We start from the raw sequence: 14607 nt of genomic DNA on the forward strand, positions 1-14607 counted from the left end.
AATTAAAAACCCCGCCAGGCCACTGGCGGGGTTTTATTTGAAAGCAGCTTGTCAGACTTACGCGTCAGCGAGGTTCTGGTTTGCAAAGTCCCAGTTCACGAGTTCGCTGAGGAATGTCTCAATGTATGCAGGGCGCGCATTCTGGAAGTCCAGATAGTAAGCGTGTTCCCAAACGTCCATTGTGAGAAGTGGCGTAACACCGTCTTCTGTCAGTGGAGTTTCTGCATTTGGTGTTTTGCGCACTTCGAGTTTGCCGTTTGCAAGCACCAGCCATGCCCAGCCTGAACCGAACTGTGTTGCGCCTGCTGTCGCAAAAGACTCTTTGAACGCGTCGTAAGAGCCAAAGTCACGATCGATGAGTTCGGCGATCTTACCGGTAGGAGCGCCGCCACCAGCTGGCTTCATGGAATGCCAATAGAATGTGTGGTTCCAGACCTGAGCCGCGTTGTTGAATACGCCAGCTTTAGAGGCATCACCAGCCGCGTCCTGAATCACTTCTTCCAGAGAAGCGTCAGCAAGCGGACCACCTTCAACAAGCTTGTTGAGGTTCGTGACGTAAGCCTGATGGTGCTTCCCGTAGTGGAAGTTCAGAGTTTCCTCTGAAATATGTGGCGCGAGTGCACCACGGTCGTATGGAAGGCTTGGAAGGTCGAAAGCCATGTTTAACTCCTCTTCTATTAACCGAGTTGGTGTGTCAGAAATGACTCCAATGGGATATTGTGATCGTCATGCCTGAGACCAAGCGTAAAAGTCCAGATTTCTTCAAAAGTTTGAATTCTTTTGCCCGTCATAGTCACCAAACGATCTGGTTGGCGACAGGGTTCCTTGAATCTGGGCAGCGTCAGCGGTCTTTGATGATTCTTTGTCTGGATGGAGAGTTTCATCGCATCGCGACCACGATCAGCGAGGCAATGGTCGCGCAGATCAGGCTGCAGTGGTGGCGGGATGAGATCGACAACATTCTGGCCGGAAAAGACACGCAGCAAACGGATCCAGCACTGTCGCTCGAAGGCCTGCTCCTGGATTATGAAGTGGAACCCAGGGCCATTCTGGATTTGATCAATGCGTATGACGACGTCATTGCTGGTGACGAGCCAGACTATGGCGGGGCGCTCTTTCGGCTTTTGATGAATGACGCTGAAACCGAAGAGAGCGGGTGCGCCAACCTTTTGGGTCGCTATTTCCAGACGGCCAATGCCGGCGCGCCAGACCGTCAAAGTCTCGATGGGCTCAAACAGTGCTTGCAGGAAAAAAATGACGTCCGCTGGCCATGGATGTGCTTGCTTGAATTTGCAGCAGATTGGGAGAGCAAGGCCGAAGCTCATGCTCTAATTCGACGTTGGCGGTTTTGGAAGGCGTTCCTCGCGGGTGAGAAACGCCTTCTCAAAAAATTGGAAACTCTATGACGTCGCCATGAACTGGTCAGCCCAGTTGTCGATATCCACGAGCGCACGCTTCGCCATTTCTCGTTTTTTCGCGCGGCCTTTTTCTTTGCCGCGCAGGCGCTTCCCGTTCTCATCTTTATTCGGAACGGTTTCAGGAGCTGGAAACAGGCCGAAATTGACATTCATAGGCTGGAATGTCCCACCTGCTTCCAGGTGACCGCCCGTGATATGGCCCAGAAGAGCACCCAGCGCCGTTGTTTCAGGTGGCGGTGTCATGTCCATGCCAAGGCGTTCGTATGCAGCAAAGCGACCTGCCAAAAGGCCCATAGCAGCGCTCTCAACATAGCCTTCTACACCGGTAACCTGACCCGCAAAGCGCAGGCGCGGCATTTTCTTCAGGCGTAGCTGATTGTCGATCAGCTTGGGTGAATTGATGAAGGTATTGCGGTGAATGCCGCCCAGACGAGAAAAGACAGCATTCTCGAGGCCCGGGATCATTCTGAAGATGTCGGTTTGTGCGCCATATTTCAGCTTGGTCTGGAAGCCGACCATATTCCACAGAGTGCCAAGGGCATTGTCCTGCCGGAGCTGGACAACTGCGTGGGCTTTAACGTCTGGCTTGTGAGCATTGGTGAGACCGATTGGTTTCATCGGCCCATATCGGAGCGTTTCACGACCACGTTCCGCCATCACCTCGATAGGAAGACAGCCCTCAAAATAAGGTGTGTCTTTCTCCCAATCTTTGAATTCCGTTTTTTCGCCAGCGAGGAGAGCGTCGATGAAGGCATTATATTGGTCTTCATCCATTGGGCAGTTGATGTAGGCAGCGGTGTCGCCATGAGGGCCCGGTTTATCATATCGGGACTGTCGCCATGCGATATCCATGTTTACCGAATCGACCTGCACAATCGGTGCAATCGCGTCAAAGAATGCCAGGTCTTCCTCACCCGTTACGCCGCCAATGGCAGTCGCCAGCGCTTCGGATGTCAGCGGGCCAGTCGCAATAATAACAGACGACCAGTCTTCCGGAGGAATGCCGTCAATTTCTTCCCGGACAATCGTGATGTTCGGATGCGCTTCCAGTTTAGCTGTGACTGCGGCAGAGAAACCGTCGCGATCTACCGCGAGAGCAGAGCCTGCGGGCACCTGATGGTCAGCTGCTGTCGAAATGATGATGCCGTTCAGACGACGCATTTCTTCATGCAGAACGCCTACGGCATTTGTTTCATGGTCGTCTGAGCGAAAAGAGTTGGAACAGACGAGTTCTGCAAGATGGTCGGTCTTGTGCGCGTGAGTCCCTTTGACGCCGCGCATCTCGTGCAGGATTACAGGGACGCCGAGATTGGCAGCTTGCCAAGCGGCTTCAGAGCCGGCCATGCCGCCACCGATGATATGAATAGGTTCTTTGGTCATGTCGCTAAATTGTGGAAGAGGTTGATCAGGTCAACCATGGAATTGCGGGAGACGATATCGTTCGCAACGAAGGTGGATGTATGATTGCGCCGAATATGGGGTGATTTCAATTGAATTCCATCGGCTTCTGTCCCAATTGAGTGGTGGTTTGAAAACGCAGGAGACCGAAGTGGCGGAAAACAGCCAATTGCCGATTGTTGGAGCAGCGACATACAGCTGGAGATTTGCAACAGGCGCATTTCTGACGACGCTTCCCGCCTATATGGTACGTGCAATTGTAACCGGCGCTGTATCGGCGGCGGCCGTGTCAGGAATGGCTGGAGGTGTTTTGCCTCTCGATTTTCTTGGGCAGGTTCTGGCGCTTCTGGTGACCGTTAGTTGCCTCGCTATGACTATCCGCCTTGCGATGACGGGCGAAATGAAAGGCCTGACCGGTCTGAAGTTCGACATGGAAGAAACACGACTGCTGTTTGCGAACCTGATTTTCATCGCGGTCGCATTTTTTCTCGCATTTGTGGCCATTATTCTCGCAAGCATCGTCATGGGCATATTGATCGCGATGATTGTTCCAGATCTGGAAGCAATCGCTCAAAACCAGCGTGCGGCCGAAGCGTTTCTGGCGGATTTTTTCGTCACTCCCGCAGGCATTGTGATTATGATCCTGATGTTCCTGATGGTCGGGTTTCCTTTGCTTTATATCTCCGCGAGACTGGTGAATTTCCCTGCCGCAACAATTGCTCGTCAGAAGATGATGATCTTTGAGACATGGGATTGGACGAAAGATCAGGTATGGCGTGTGATCGGTGCAATTGTGCTTGCGATGGCGCCAGTCGTATTGATTTCGTTTTTGGGTGTGTGGGTAGCTGGCGCTTTGACTGGTTTGCCGGTCCTTGGCGATGCAGGTGCCCTGGCTGCTAGCTCACCATTTGCAGCTTTTGCGTTTGGTGTGATCACAGGGTTGTTTAGTATCCCATCACAGCTCGTAGGCGCCGCACTCGCTGTGTTTATGTATCGCGGATTTGAGCCGGACCGCAGAACAGAACAGTTCTAAGCGGTCCGACCGGACTTTTTAATCTGCCTTTTGAGCTTCGCGGATACGCGCCTTTGCACGTGCTGCACGGCGCTCTTCCTGTCGTTCGAATGTCTCTTTCAGGAAGCGACCAGTCCAGCTTCGTTCGACCTTGATGACATCTTCTGGCGTGCCCGCAGCAACCAGCTCACCGCCCCCATCGCCGCCTTCTGGGCCAAGGTCGAGTATCCAGTCTGCCGTCTTGATCACATCTAGATTGTGCTCGATGACGACAACTGTGTTGCCGTTGTCGACGAGCTCATGAAGAACCTCCAGCAGTTTACGAACGTCTTCGAAGTGAAGTCCGGTTGTCGGTTCATCGAGAATGTAAAGCGTTCGGCCCGTTGCGCGCTTGGAAAGCTCTTTAGCAAGCTTGACCCTCTGGGCTTCGCCGCCTGAAAGCGTATTCGCCTGCTGTCCGACCTTGATATAGGAAAGGCCGACACGGTTGAGTGTCTCCATTTTGGTCCGGATGCCCGGAACCGCGGCAAAGAATTCCTCAGCTTCCTCCACAGTCATATCCAGAACGTCAGCAATCGACTTGCCTTTGTAGAGAACTTCGAGCGTTTCACGATTGTAGCGTTTGCCTTTGCAGACATCGCAGGTAACGTAGACGTCCGGCAGGAAGTGCATTTCGATCTTAATGACACCGTCGCCCTGACAGGCTTCGCATCGACCACCTTTCACGTTGAAAGAGAAGCGGCCCGGTTTGTAACCGCGCTGCTTGGCTTCCGGCAGTCCGGCGAACCAGTCACGGATTGGACCGAATGCGCCTGTGTAGGTGGCTGGGTTCGATCGAGGCGTACGCCCGATTGGTGACTGGTCGATATCAATGACTTTATCGAGGTGTTGCAGACCTTCCAGCCCGTCATAGGGAGCCGGAACGGTTTGCGCCTTCATCAGCTTTCGCGAGAGCGCTTTCTGGAGCGTCTCAATGATAAGTGTCGACTTGCCGCCGCCGGATACACCAGTCACGCATGTGAAAGTCGCAAGCGGAATTTCGACACTCACATCCTTGAGGTTGTTGCCGCGCGCGCCAGTGAGTTTGATGGACTTAGTCTTCTTGCCCCAACGACGACGATCAGGAATGGCAATCTCACGCGCACCGGAGAGGTAAGCGCCCGTCATGGAGTTAGGGTCAGCGATGATCTCCTGGGGTGTGCCCTGGGAGACAATCTCGCCGCCATGTACACCTGCGGCGGGTCCCATGTCGATGACATGGTCAGCGGTCAGAATAGCATCCTCATCGTGTTCGACCACAATGACGGAGTTCCCGAGATCACGTAGATGCTTCAGCGTTTCCAGAAGGCGCTCGTTATCTCGCTGGTGCAGACCGATGCTTGGCTCGTCGAGTACATAGAGTACACCAGTCAGGCCAGAGCCGATCTGGCTGGCCAGCCGGATACGTTGGCTTTCGCCGCCAGAAAGCGTGCCGGAAGACCGCGACATGTTCAGATAGTCGAGCCCGACATCGTTCAGGAATTTCAGGCGATCTTTGATCTCTTTGAGGATGCGCGATGCGATTTCGAGCTTTTGCGGTGTGAGATGACCTTCAACATCGCGGAACCATTGGTCGGCATCCTTGATAGAGAGGGACGCAGTTTCTGAGATGTCTTTCATCCCGATTTTTACAGCGAGTGCCTCGGTCTTGAGGCGCTTGCCGTTGCAGGCGGGGCAGGGCTGAGCGGACTGGAATTTAGCAATCTCCTCGCGCACCCAGGCGCTGTCGGTCTCGCGCCAGCGGCGTTCCATATTCGGAATGACGCCCTCGAAAGGCTTTTTGACCTCATAGCGGCGCATACCGTCATCATAGACGAATTTCACTTCGTCCCCGCCAGTGCCGTGTAGAATGACCTGCTGAACATCGTCTGAGAGGTCAGACCACTTATCCTGCATTTTGAACTTATAGGCCTTGGCCAGCGCTTGCAGAGTCTGGGTCTGATAGGGTGACGTTGTCTTCGCCCATGGTGCAATCGCACCATCCTGCAGCGACTTATCGCGCTCAGGAACGATGAGGTCCGGATCGATTTTTAGCTGTTCGCCAAGACCGTCGCATGTCGGGCAGGCACCGAATGGGTTGTTGAACGAAAACAGGCGCGGTTCGATTTCGGGAATCGAGAAGCCGGACACCGGACACGCAAAATTCGCGGAGAAGGTGATCCGTTCCGGGTCCTTGCCGTCTTCGGCATCTGCATATTCGGCGATGGCAATTCCATTGGCGAGGTCCAGCGCAGCCTCAAAGCTTTCAGCGAGGCGTTGCTCCATGCCTTCGCGAACAACGATCCGGTCTACAACGACGTCAATGTCATGCTTGAACTTCTTGTCGAGCGTTGGCGGTTCTTCCAGGGAATAAAACGCGCCATCAACTTTCACCCGCTGATAGCCCTTCTTCAGCAGTTCGGCCATTTCCTTGCGATATTCGCCTTTACGTCCGCGCACGATAGGCGCCAGAAGGTAGAGACGTGTGCCTTCCTCCAGCGATAAAGTTCTATCGACCATCTGACTGACAGTCTGGCTCTCGATTGGGAGACCCGTCGCCGGTGAATAAGGCGTGCCCACACGCGCCCATAACAGGCGCATATAGTCATAGATTTCTGTGACCGTGCCGACAGTCGATCGTGGGTTGCGGCTCGTCGTTTTCTGCTCGATAGAAATTGCCGGTGAGAGGCCTTCAATGCTCTCAACATCCGGCTTTTGCATCAGCTCAAGAAATTGGCGTGCGTATGCAGAAAGCGATTCCACATACCGTCGCTGGCCTTCGGCATAGATCGTATCAAAAGCCAGAGACGACTTACCGGAACCGGACAGGCCGGTCATCACAACCAGCTCGCCGCGCGGAATGTCCACGTCGATATTTTTCAGATTGTGTTCTTTGGCGCCGCGAACACGGATTTCTGAGAGTTCACTCATCGGGTCATTCTGCCTGTTTAGCTTCGGTCTGCTGGACGTCTATGCGTCGAATCGCGGTTGACATCCAGAACATATAAAGAACAAATAGCGAGAATTTTATGGAAACTGTCAGGAAGTTTCCGTTGCCTCTCGCGAAGTGTGTGGGTTTTCCGTAAGTAACTACGGAATCGCAGATTTGGTTTCTAGAAGGAATATGGCAATGGCCGGCTCGGTAAATAAGGTGATTTTGGTTGGAAACCTCGGACGAGACCCTGAAATCAGATCAATGAACAATGGCGGATCAATCGCAAACCTCAGCATTGCGACATCCGAAACCTGGCGCGACCGTAACTCCGGCGAACGCCGTGAGAAGACGGAATGGCACCGCGTTGTGATCTTCAACGAAGGTCTGGTGAAGATTGCCGAGCAGTATCTTCGCAAGGGATCTAAGGTTTATGTTGAAGGTCAGCTGGAAACACGCAAGTGGACCGACAATAACGGCGTCGAGAAGTATTCTACAGAAGTTGTTCTCCGTAACTATGGCGGCACGCTGACAATGCTTGATGGCCGTGACGGCCCATCCGGCGGCGGAATGGGTGGCGGCGGTGGTCGTATGGATGATTCCGGTTTCGGTGGCTCTCCGCGCTCCATGGAAGGTCCAAAGCAGGACTTTTCACAGGATATGGATGACGAGATCCCGTTCTAGGGTCATAGCTCACATCAAAACACCATCTGCACGGGGCCAGCGCTTGGCCCCGTTTGCGCATAATGCTAGCGTCTGATGCAAATATGAGTCGCATAAAGCGCGCTTGAACCCAGACCAGTAAGAGACCGTATCTTGTCTTCAGAAAATGACACCCCAGAAGAAATGCCGGAAGACGGCGTTGATCCGGTAACAATCGAGAACGAGCTCAAACGCTCTTACCTCGACTACGCGATGAGCGTGATTGTCTCGCGTGCGTTGCCAGACGTTCGTGATGGTCTGAAACCTGTTCACCGGCGCATCATTTATGCGATGCGCGTTGGCGGGAACACGCCTGACAAACCATACCGGAAATCTGCGAATGTGGTCGGTGCCGTGATGGGTAATTATCACCCGCACGGTGACGCGGCGATTTACGATGCGCTCGTCCGTATGGCACAGCCGTTTTCGATGGGCCTGCCATTGGTGGACGGTCAGGGTAACTTTGGATCCATCGATAACGATCCGCCTGCCGCGATGCGTTACACTGAATGTCGTATGGCTAAGCCGGCCAACTATCTTGTAACGGATATTGATAAAGACACGGTCGATTTCCAGCCAAACTATGACGGCAAAGACCGCGAACCAATTGTTCTGCCAGCTCAGTTCCCGAACCTTCTGGTGAACGGTGCGGGCGGTATTGCCGTTGGTATGGCGACGAATATTCCGCCGCACAATCTGGGCGAAGTGATCGATGCCACTCTGGCGATGATCGATAATCCACAGATTGATGACGAAGAGCTGCTGGAGATCGTGCCTGGTCCCGACTTCCCAACTGGTGGCCTGATCATGGGGCGCAGCGGTGCGCGCAATGGTCTTCTGAAAGGGCGCGGCTCGGTAATCATGCGCGCGCGTACGTCTTTCGAAACCATGCGAAATGGCCGTGAAGCGATTATTGTCACCGAGATTCCATATCAGGTGAACAAGGCGAGCCTCGTTGAGAAGATTGCTGAGCTTGTTCGTGAAAAGCGCGTCGAAGGGATTTCCGAACTTCGCGACGAGAGTGACCGAAACGGCATTCGGGTGGTCATCGAGACGAAGAAAGACGCATCCGCGGAAGTCGTTCTGAACCAGTTGTTCCGTTATTCGCAGCTCCAGACGAGCTTCGGCGTGAACATGCTTGCGTTGAACGCTGGCACGCCTGAGCAGATGTCTCTGCAAGACATTCTGAAGGCCTTCATCAAGTTCCGCGAAGATGTTGTTGCTCGCCGCACTAAGTTTGAACTCAACAAAGCGCGAGACCGTGCGCACGTTCTCGTCGGTCTGGCGCTGGCGGTAGCGAACATTGACGAAGTGATCCGCATTATTCGTAGCTCTCCGGATCCTGCGACAGCCCGCGAATCTCTTCTTTCGCGTGACTGGCCGGCTTCTGAGATGGCGCCGCTGATCAAACTGATCGCGGACCGCCGTACAGTGATGTCGGATCAGGATACCGTCCGCCTCTCCGATGAGCAGGCGCGCGCCATTCTTGAACTCCGCCTTCACCGCCTCACCGCGCTCGGTGCTGATGAAATCGGTGACGAAGCGAAAGGTCTTTCAGAGAAGATCGCAGACCTTCTCGATATTCTGCGTTCGCGCGCTCGTATTCTTGATATTATTCGTGGCGAGCTCAACGAAGTGAAGACGGCGTTCGCTGTTCCACGTCGTTCTGAATTTACTGTCGGCGATCTCGATCTTGATGATGAAGATCTCATCGAACGAGAAGAGATGGTCGTCACATTCACTCATGGCGGATATGTCAAACGCACGCCGCTGACGACGTACCGTTCGCAACACAGAGGTGGCAAAGGCCGCTCTGGCATGGCGATGAAAGACGAGGATTTCGTCACGCGCCTGTTTGCGGCCAGCACCCATGCCGAAGTTCTGTTCTTCTCGTCGACAGGTATGGTCTACAAACACAAAGTCTGGCGACTGCCTCTCGGAAGTCCTCAATCCAAAGGTAAGGCTCTGGTAAACATCCTGCCGCTCGATAAGGGTGAGTGGATCACCAGCGTGATGCTGTTGCCGGAAGATGAGGCCGAACGGGAGCGCCTCGACGTTATGTTCGCGACCCGTAAGGGTGGCATCCGACGTAACAAGCTGATGGATTTCGTACAGGTGAACCGGAATGGCAAGATTGCCATGAAGCCGGATGAAGACGACGGTATTGTGGACGTTCAGATCTGTAATCCGAATGACGACGTCCTTCTCACCACAGCGCGTGCGCAGTGTATCCGTTTCCGTGTGGATGATGTGCGTGTGTTCACCGGGCGTACGTCAACAGGTGTTCGCGGCATTCGCCTCGCGGATGGTGATAAAGTCATTTCGCTTGCAGTACTTCGACATGTAGACGTTACACCGGCTGAAGCACGTGCCTACCTTAAGCATGCAGCCGCGATGCGTCGTGCGGTCGAAGACGGCGATGACGAAGTAGAAGCAGTATCAGCTGATACAGACGATGAGGCCGGCGAAGAAATTGCTCTGAATGAGGAGCGTCTCGTTGAACTCGGGGCTGCTGAGGAGTTCATTCTGACCATTACGGACAAAGGAATGGGCAAGCGGGCTTCTGCTTATGATTACCGTGTAACAGGCCGCGGCGGCAAAGGCCTTATCGCGCATCGTATTCCAGATGATGCCAATCTTGCGGCGTCATTCCCTGTCGATGAATCTGATGACGTGATGATGGTTACGAATGGCGGTCAGCTCATTCGTTGTCCTGTCAATCAGATACGCATCGCAGGCAGATCGACGCAAGGCGTCCGGGTTCTCCGGACAAATGGAGAGGAAAAGGTTGTATCGGTTGAACGTTTGGCGGAACAAGAGGATAAGAATATCGAAGGCGATACTGAAGCCGAAGATTAATCCTCTGGGGAGGCCAATGTGACGAAACGAATCGGAATGTATCCCGGGACTTTTGACCCGCTTACCAACGGGCACCGGGATATCATCAGACGCGCAGTAAAGCTCGTCGACAAGCTCGTCATTGGCGTCGCGATCAACGAGGCGAAAGGCCCGCTCTTTTCTCTGGAAGAGCGTGTCGACATGGTCCTCGAAGAGACTGAAGAGTTTCGTCACACTGCCGAGATCGAAGTTCGTCCATTCGATAATCTTCTGATGCACTTCGCTGAAGAATGTACTGCAAATGTAATCATTCGGGGATTGCGGGCAGTATCTGACTTTGAATATGAATTCCAAATGGTCGCCATGAACCAGAAGCTCAATCCCGACATTGAGACTGTGTTCCTGATGGCTGACCCTCAACACCAGGCCGTGGCGTCACGACTGGTCAAGGAAATTGCAAAGTTGGACGGCCGTGTGGAACATTTTGTTTCTCCTTCGGTTGCGAAACGCCTCAAAGAAAAGCTCTGATTATGAAGTCATTCATTCGTTCTCTTCTCGCGGCCATTGGTTTGACGGCGATGGCAGGGGCGTCGGCGCAGGCTCAAGTCGCCGAATTGCCAGCATTTGATGCGGCATTGGCAGATACTGCCAACTGGCGTGAAGCAGCTCCTGAAAATCTGATCGAATTTCAGATTGCAACAGCGCGGGGCGAGACGCGTGGGCGTGTATTGATCGAGGCGGCACCATTCGCTGCGCCGGGTCATGTTGAGCGCTTTACGTCTCTCGCAGCTAGCGGCGATCTCGATGGAACAATGTTCCACCGTGTGATCGAAGGCTTCATGGCTCAAGGCGGTGATATTGAAGCTATTGACCGTGAGCGCGCTGAAAACTGGCCGAACATGCCGGGCGAGTTTATCTTCACGCGGGTCCCGAATTCAGAAGGTGACAGTGTTCCAGCGATGCAGAAGCTGGGCCTGCCTCAGGCGGCGACAAGCGGCTATATTCTGGGGTTCCCTGTTTCTACGCAGGCTGAAGCTTTCGCCAGCTTGTCACGCGACGGTTCCGTTCAAAGCTGGATTCCACATTGTAAAGGCGTTGTATCAACAGCCCGCACATCCGATCCAAACTCGGCTTCTACACAGTTCTTCCTGATGCGGGATATTTCTCCCTGGCTGAACCGGGAGTACACGGCGTGGGGGCGCATTGTGAGCGGTCAGGACGTTGTGGATAGCATTGAAGTAGGTGAGCCTGTGCGAATGCCTGACGTTCTGGTTTCGGCACGTCTTGTGTCAGAGATGCCAGAGGAAGAACGTCCACGCGTTCTGGTGCAGCGCACGGATGGGCCTCTGTTTGCCAGTTTCCTTGAGGCGAATGCGGGCGCAAGCGTTTGCGACCTGCCGCCTGTGCCGACTATCGTCTCAAACTAGGGTCGTTCTTTGGATCTCAGCGCGTTCGATTTCGAACTTCCGGATGAATGTATAGCGACACGACCGGCAGAGCCTCGCGACTCCTGCCGGTTGTTGTGTGTGCATGGTGACCAGATCACCGACCGTGTGTTTCGGGATATAGAAAGCGAACTTCGCGAAGGTGATCTCCTCATCGCGAATGATACGCGGGTTGTCCCGGCTTTGTTATTTGGCGTGCGCCCTGCTCGAGATGAGCTGTCATCTGATGTGGATGTGCAGATAAATCTCGTGGCTCAGAAAGGTGACGGGGTTTGGGAATGCTTCGGTCGTCCCGGGCGCAGACTTAGGCCTGATGACGTCATAGAGTTCCCTGCAGGGCTGAGGGGTCGAATTTTAAACAAGCTTCCTACAGGAGGGCTGGTGCTTGAGTTTTCGCCAAAAGGCGAAGGCTTCTGGAGCGCTGTCGAGGCGGTCGGGAAAATGCCGATCCCGCCCTATATCGCGAAAATGAGGCCTGCGGACTCAAAGGACCACGAAGACTATCAGACCGTTTTTGCAGATCGCGCTGGTTCGGTTGCGGCACCTACTGCGGGACTCCATTTTACTGACGCGCTCATCAGGCAGCTCAGTGACCGGGGCATCGGCTTTGAGAGAGTTACGCTGCATGTGGGCGCAGGTACGTTTGCAGGGCTGAGTGAGGAGTCTTTCAAATCGGGCAAGCTACACGAAGAATGGTGCGAGATTAGCGAAGATGTCGCTCAAAAGATCGCAGAATGCAAAGCGCGTGGCGGCCGGGTAATCGCTGTGGGCACGACGTCGCTGCGCACTCTGGAGTCGCTTGCCGACGGTCAGGGTGGCGTCGTCGCAACGTCGCGCGATACCGATATTTTTATCCAGCCCGGATATAAGTTTCAGGTGGTAGACGGGCTCATCACTAATTTCCACCTGCCGAGGTCCAGCCTGTTTATGCTGGTATCAGCCCTGATGGGAACTGAAGTCATGCAGAGGGCGTATGGGCATGCCATAAAATCCGGCTACAAGTTCTATTCCTATGGGGACGCGTCTCTGCTAATGCCGCGCCATGACTGACTTTCCATTTGAAATCCACGCCACACAGGACCGCGCCCGTACGGGCAAGCTGGTGACGCCGCGTGGTGAAATCCGAACGCCTGCATTTATGCCGGTTGGTACAGCTGCTACCGTGAAAGCGCTGTATACTGATCAGGTCGCCGACGCGGGTGCAGATATTCTGCTCGGTAACACCTATCACCTCATGCTGCGTCCGGGCAGTGAGCGTGTGCACCGTTTGGGCGGTCTCCATAAGTTCATGCGTTGGGATAAGCCCATTCTGACGGACTCTGGCGGGTTTCAGGTCTGGTCGCTGGCCGGTCTTCGGAAGATGAAAGAGGAAGGCGTTTCCTTCAAATCCCATATCGATGGGTCTTCGCATTTTCTGTCACCCGAACGGTCCATTGAGATTCAGGCAGATCACCTTGGTGCAGATATCTCCATGCAGCTCGATGAGTGCACTGAGTACCCAGCAACGCATGAGCAAGCTAAGTCATCCATGGAGATGTCCATTCGCTGGGGCGCGCGTTCGAAAGCTGCTTTCGGGGAACGAGATAGCCAGACCATATTTGGCATCGTTCAGGGATCTGATTTTGAAGACCTTCGCCAGCAATCTGCGGAGTCGCTTCAGGAGATCGGGTTTGGCGGTTACGCCATTGGCGGCCTCGCAGTAGGTGAGGGGCATAATCGAATGGTAGAAGTCATCGACTTCACCGAGCCTCATCTGCCTCGCGAACGTCCGCGCTATCTGATGGGAGTAGGTAAGCCGATCGATATTCTCGAAGCCGTCGCCCACGGCGTTGATATGTTCGACTGCGTCCTGCCAACACGCTCAGGACGCCACGGACAGGCCTGGACCTGGGATGGGCCTATCAATCTGAAAAACGCCCGCTTTGCGGAAGACGATACGCCGATTGACCCTAATTCGTCGTGTCCGGCCAGCCGGGACTACTCTAAAGCCTATCTGAACCATTTGTTCAAAGCGGGAGAGTATCTCGCGCCTATGCTGCTCTCCTGGCACAACACCGCGTTCTTCCAGGAGTTCATGCAGACAATGCGCACGGCAATTGCAAACGGCACATTCAACGAGCTCCGGGCTAACCTGAAATCTCGCTGGACTTAGTCGTAAGGCTCGTTGGCTGAGGGTGCGGCGGCGCGATACCGGATAGGGGCGCTGTTTTCGTCGAGTGTCGAGTAATCGATCTCCAAAGGTGCAGCCGGGTAATGGCATCCCAGCCCCATGCCAAGGCCTTTCAGAAAGGTGCGACGCAAATATGCGAGGCGGTAGGCATCTTCCACGCGGCTGGCGTGGGCGTTCGCACCTGTCGCGGAGCGGATGATACCGCTAAACGGAATAATAGAACGCGCTTCCGACGCGATTTGCCCGAGAGCGAAATCGGAGGCTCGATCAGACATGTCTTCGGATTCTCCGTCGTCCCCGCGGTTTGTGAGTTCAAGGCGGACGTCAGCATCGATTTCCAGAACCGTGTCCAGTGTGCGGACTTCACGTCCGATCGTTTCGCATGTCAGATCAGGAACGGGGTCGTATGGCGTGCGGATTCCTGCAATCTCCCGAGGGATGTCATCCCGGCGAAGGTTCAGGTCCTCCAAAGGTGACAGGGCGGCATCTCCCAGCCCTTCTCCAGTTTGACGAACGGCGCGATACGTGATTCTTGAACCAGATTCGACGACGCCTTCGTTCTCCTGTTCCGAATCTGCCTCCTGCGCATAGCCCGCTGCAGGCATTAAACACAAAGCGGCAATCGCGATAACGGGGGAGGTGAAATGGGTCCTGAACATTTTTTGCATCCTTGA

The 14607-nt window shown here is 54.3% G+C and carries 12 protein-coding genes; 8 read left to right on the forward strand and 4 right to left on the reverse strand.

Going from position 1 to position 14607, the window contains the following annotated elements; translation table 11 throughout:
• Positions 1-57: 57 nt before the first annotated feature.
• Positions 58-660, reverse strand: a complete 603-nt coding sequence (locus tag G523_RS0112300) for a superoxide dismutase (protein ID WP_022695366.1) — start codon at positions 658-660, stop codon at positions 58-60.
• Between the two features lie 68 nt (positions 661-728).
• Between G523_RS0112300 and G523_RS0112305 the strand changes: the two genes are divergently transcribed.
• On the forward strand, positions 729-1406 hold the full coding sequence (locus tag G523_RS0112305) for a squalene/phytoene synthase family protein (RefSeq protein ID WP_022695367.1): 678 nt from the start codon (positions 729-731) through the stop codon (positions 1404-1406).
• Here G523_RS0112305 and trmFO read toward each other — a convergent pair.
• A complete protein-coding gene (trmFO, locus tag G523_RS0112310) occupies positions 1401-2798 on the reverse strand; it encodes a methylenetetrahydrofolate--tRNA-(uracil(54)-C(5))-methyltransferase (FADH(2)-oxidizing) TrmFO (protein WP_022695368.1) in 1398 nt (465 codons plus the stop codon). The genes G523_RS0112305 and trmFO overlap by 6 nt on opposite strands.
• A 169-nt stretch (positions 2799-2967) precedes the next feature.
• Between trmFO and G523_RS0112315 the strand changes: the two genes are divergently transcribed.
• The gene (locus G523_RS0112315; protein ID WP_155802705.1) at positions 2968-3849 is read left to right on the forward strand and encodes a hypothetical protein; all 882 of its coding nucleotides are present in this window, start codon (positions 2968-2970) and stop codon (positions 3847-3849) included.
• Positions 3850-3867: 18 nt separating this feature from the next.
• Here G523_RS0112315 and uvrA read toward each other — a convergent pair whose 3' ends face one another.
• Positions 3868-6777, reverse strand: a complete 2910-nt coding sequence (uvrA, locus tag G523_RS0112320) for an excinuclease ABC subunit UvrA (RefSeq protein WP_027441704.1) — start codon at positions 6775-6777, stop codon at positions 3868-3870.
• Positions 6778-6976: 199 nt separating this feature from the next.
• Here uvrA and ssb point away from each other — a divergent pair, with 199 nt between their 5' ends.
• From ssb to tgt, 6 genes are all read left to right on the forward strand, one after another.
• Complete coding sequence (gene ssb, locus G523_RS0112325; RefSeq protein ID WP_022695370.1) at positions 6977-7462, forward strand: single-stranded DNA-binding protein; 486 nt, start codon at positions 6977-6979, stop codon at positions 7460-7462.
• Between the two features lie 162 nt (positions 7463-7624).
• On the forward strand, positions 7625-10339 hold the full coding sequence (gyrA, locus tag G523_RS19200; protein WP_033233261.1) for a DNA gyrase subunit A: 2715 nt from the start codon (positions 7625-7627) through the stop codon (positions 10337-10339).
• 36 nt (positions 10340-10375) lie between these two features.
• Complete coding sequence (coaD, locus tag G523_RS0112335; RefSeq protein ID WP_022695372.1) at positions 10376-10846, forward strand: pantetheine-phosphate adenylyltransferase; 471 nt, start codon at positions 10376-10378, stop codon at positions 10844-10846.
• Between the two features lie 2 nt (positions 10847-10848).
• The gene (locus G523_RS0112340; protein ID WP_022695373.1) at positions 10849-11745 is read left to right on the forward strand and encodes a peptidylprolyl isomerase; all 897 of its coding nucleotides are present in this window, start codon (positions 10849-10851) and stop codon (positions 11743-11745) included.
• A 9-nt stretch (positions 11746-11754) separates the two neighbouring features.
• Positions 11755-12813 carry a tRNA preQ1(34) S-adenosylmethionine ribosyltransferase-isomerase QueA gene (queA, locus tag G523_RS0112345; protein WP_022695374.1) on the forward strand — a complete coding sequence of 353 codons (1059 nt, stop codon included), beginning with the start codon at positions 11755-11757 and terminating at the stop codon, positions 12811-12813.
• Positions 12806-13915, forward strand: a complete 1110-nt coding sequence (tgt, locus tag G523_RS0112350) for a tRNA guanosine(34) transglycosylase Tgt (protein ID WP_022695375.1) — start codon at positions 12806-12808, stop codon at positions 13913-13915. The genes queA and tgt overlap by 8 nt, the downstream gene beginning before the upstream one ends.
• Here the strand turns inward: tgt and G523_RS19205 are convergent.
• A complete protein-coding gene (locus tag G523_RS19205) occupies positions 13912-14592 on the reverse strand; it encodes a hypothetical protein (protein WP_155802708.1) in 681 nt (226 codons plus the stop codon). The two genes, tgt and G523_RS19205, sit on opposite strands and share 4 nt — an antisense overlap.
• Between the last annotated feature and the right edge of the window lie 15 nt (positions 14593-14607).

Origin of the sequence: Ponticaulis koreensis DSM 19734 (assembly GCF_000420665.1) — a bacterium.
Classification (GTDB): domain Bacteria; phylum Pseudomonadota; class Alphaproteobacteria; order Caulobacterales; family Hyphomonadaceae; genus Ponticaulis; species Ponticaulis koreensis.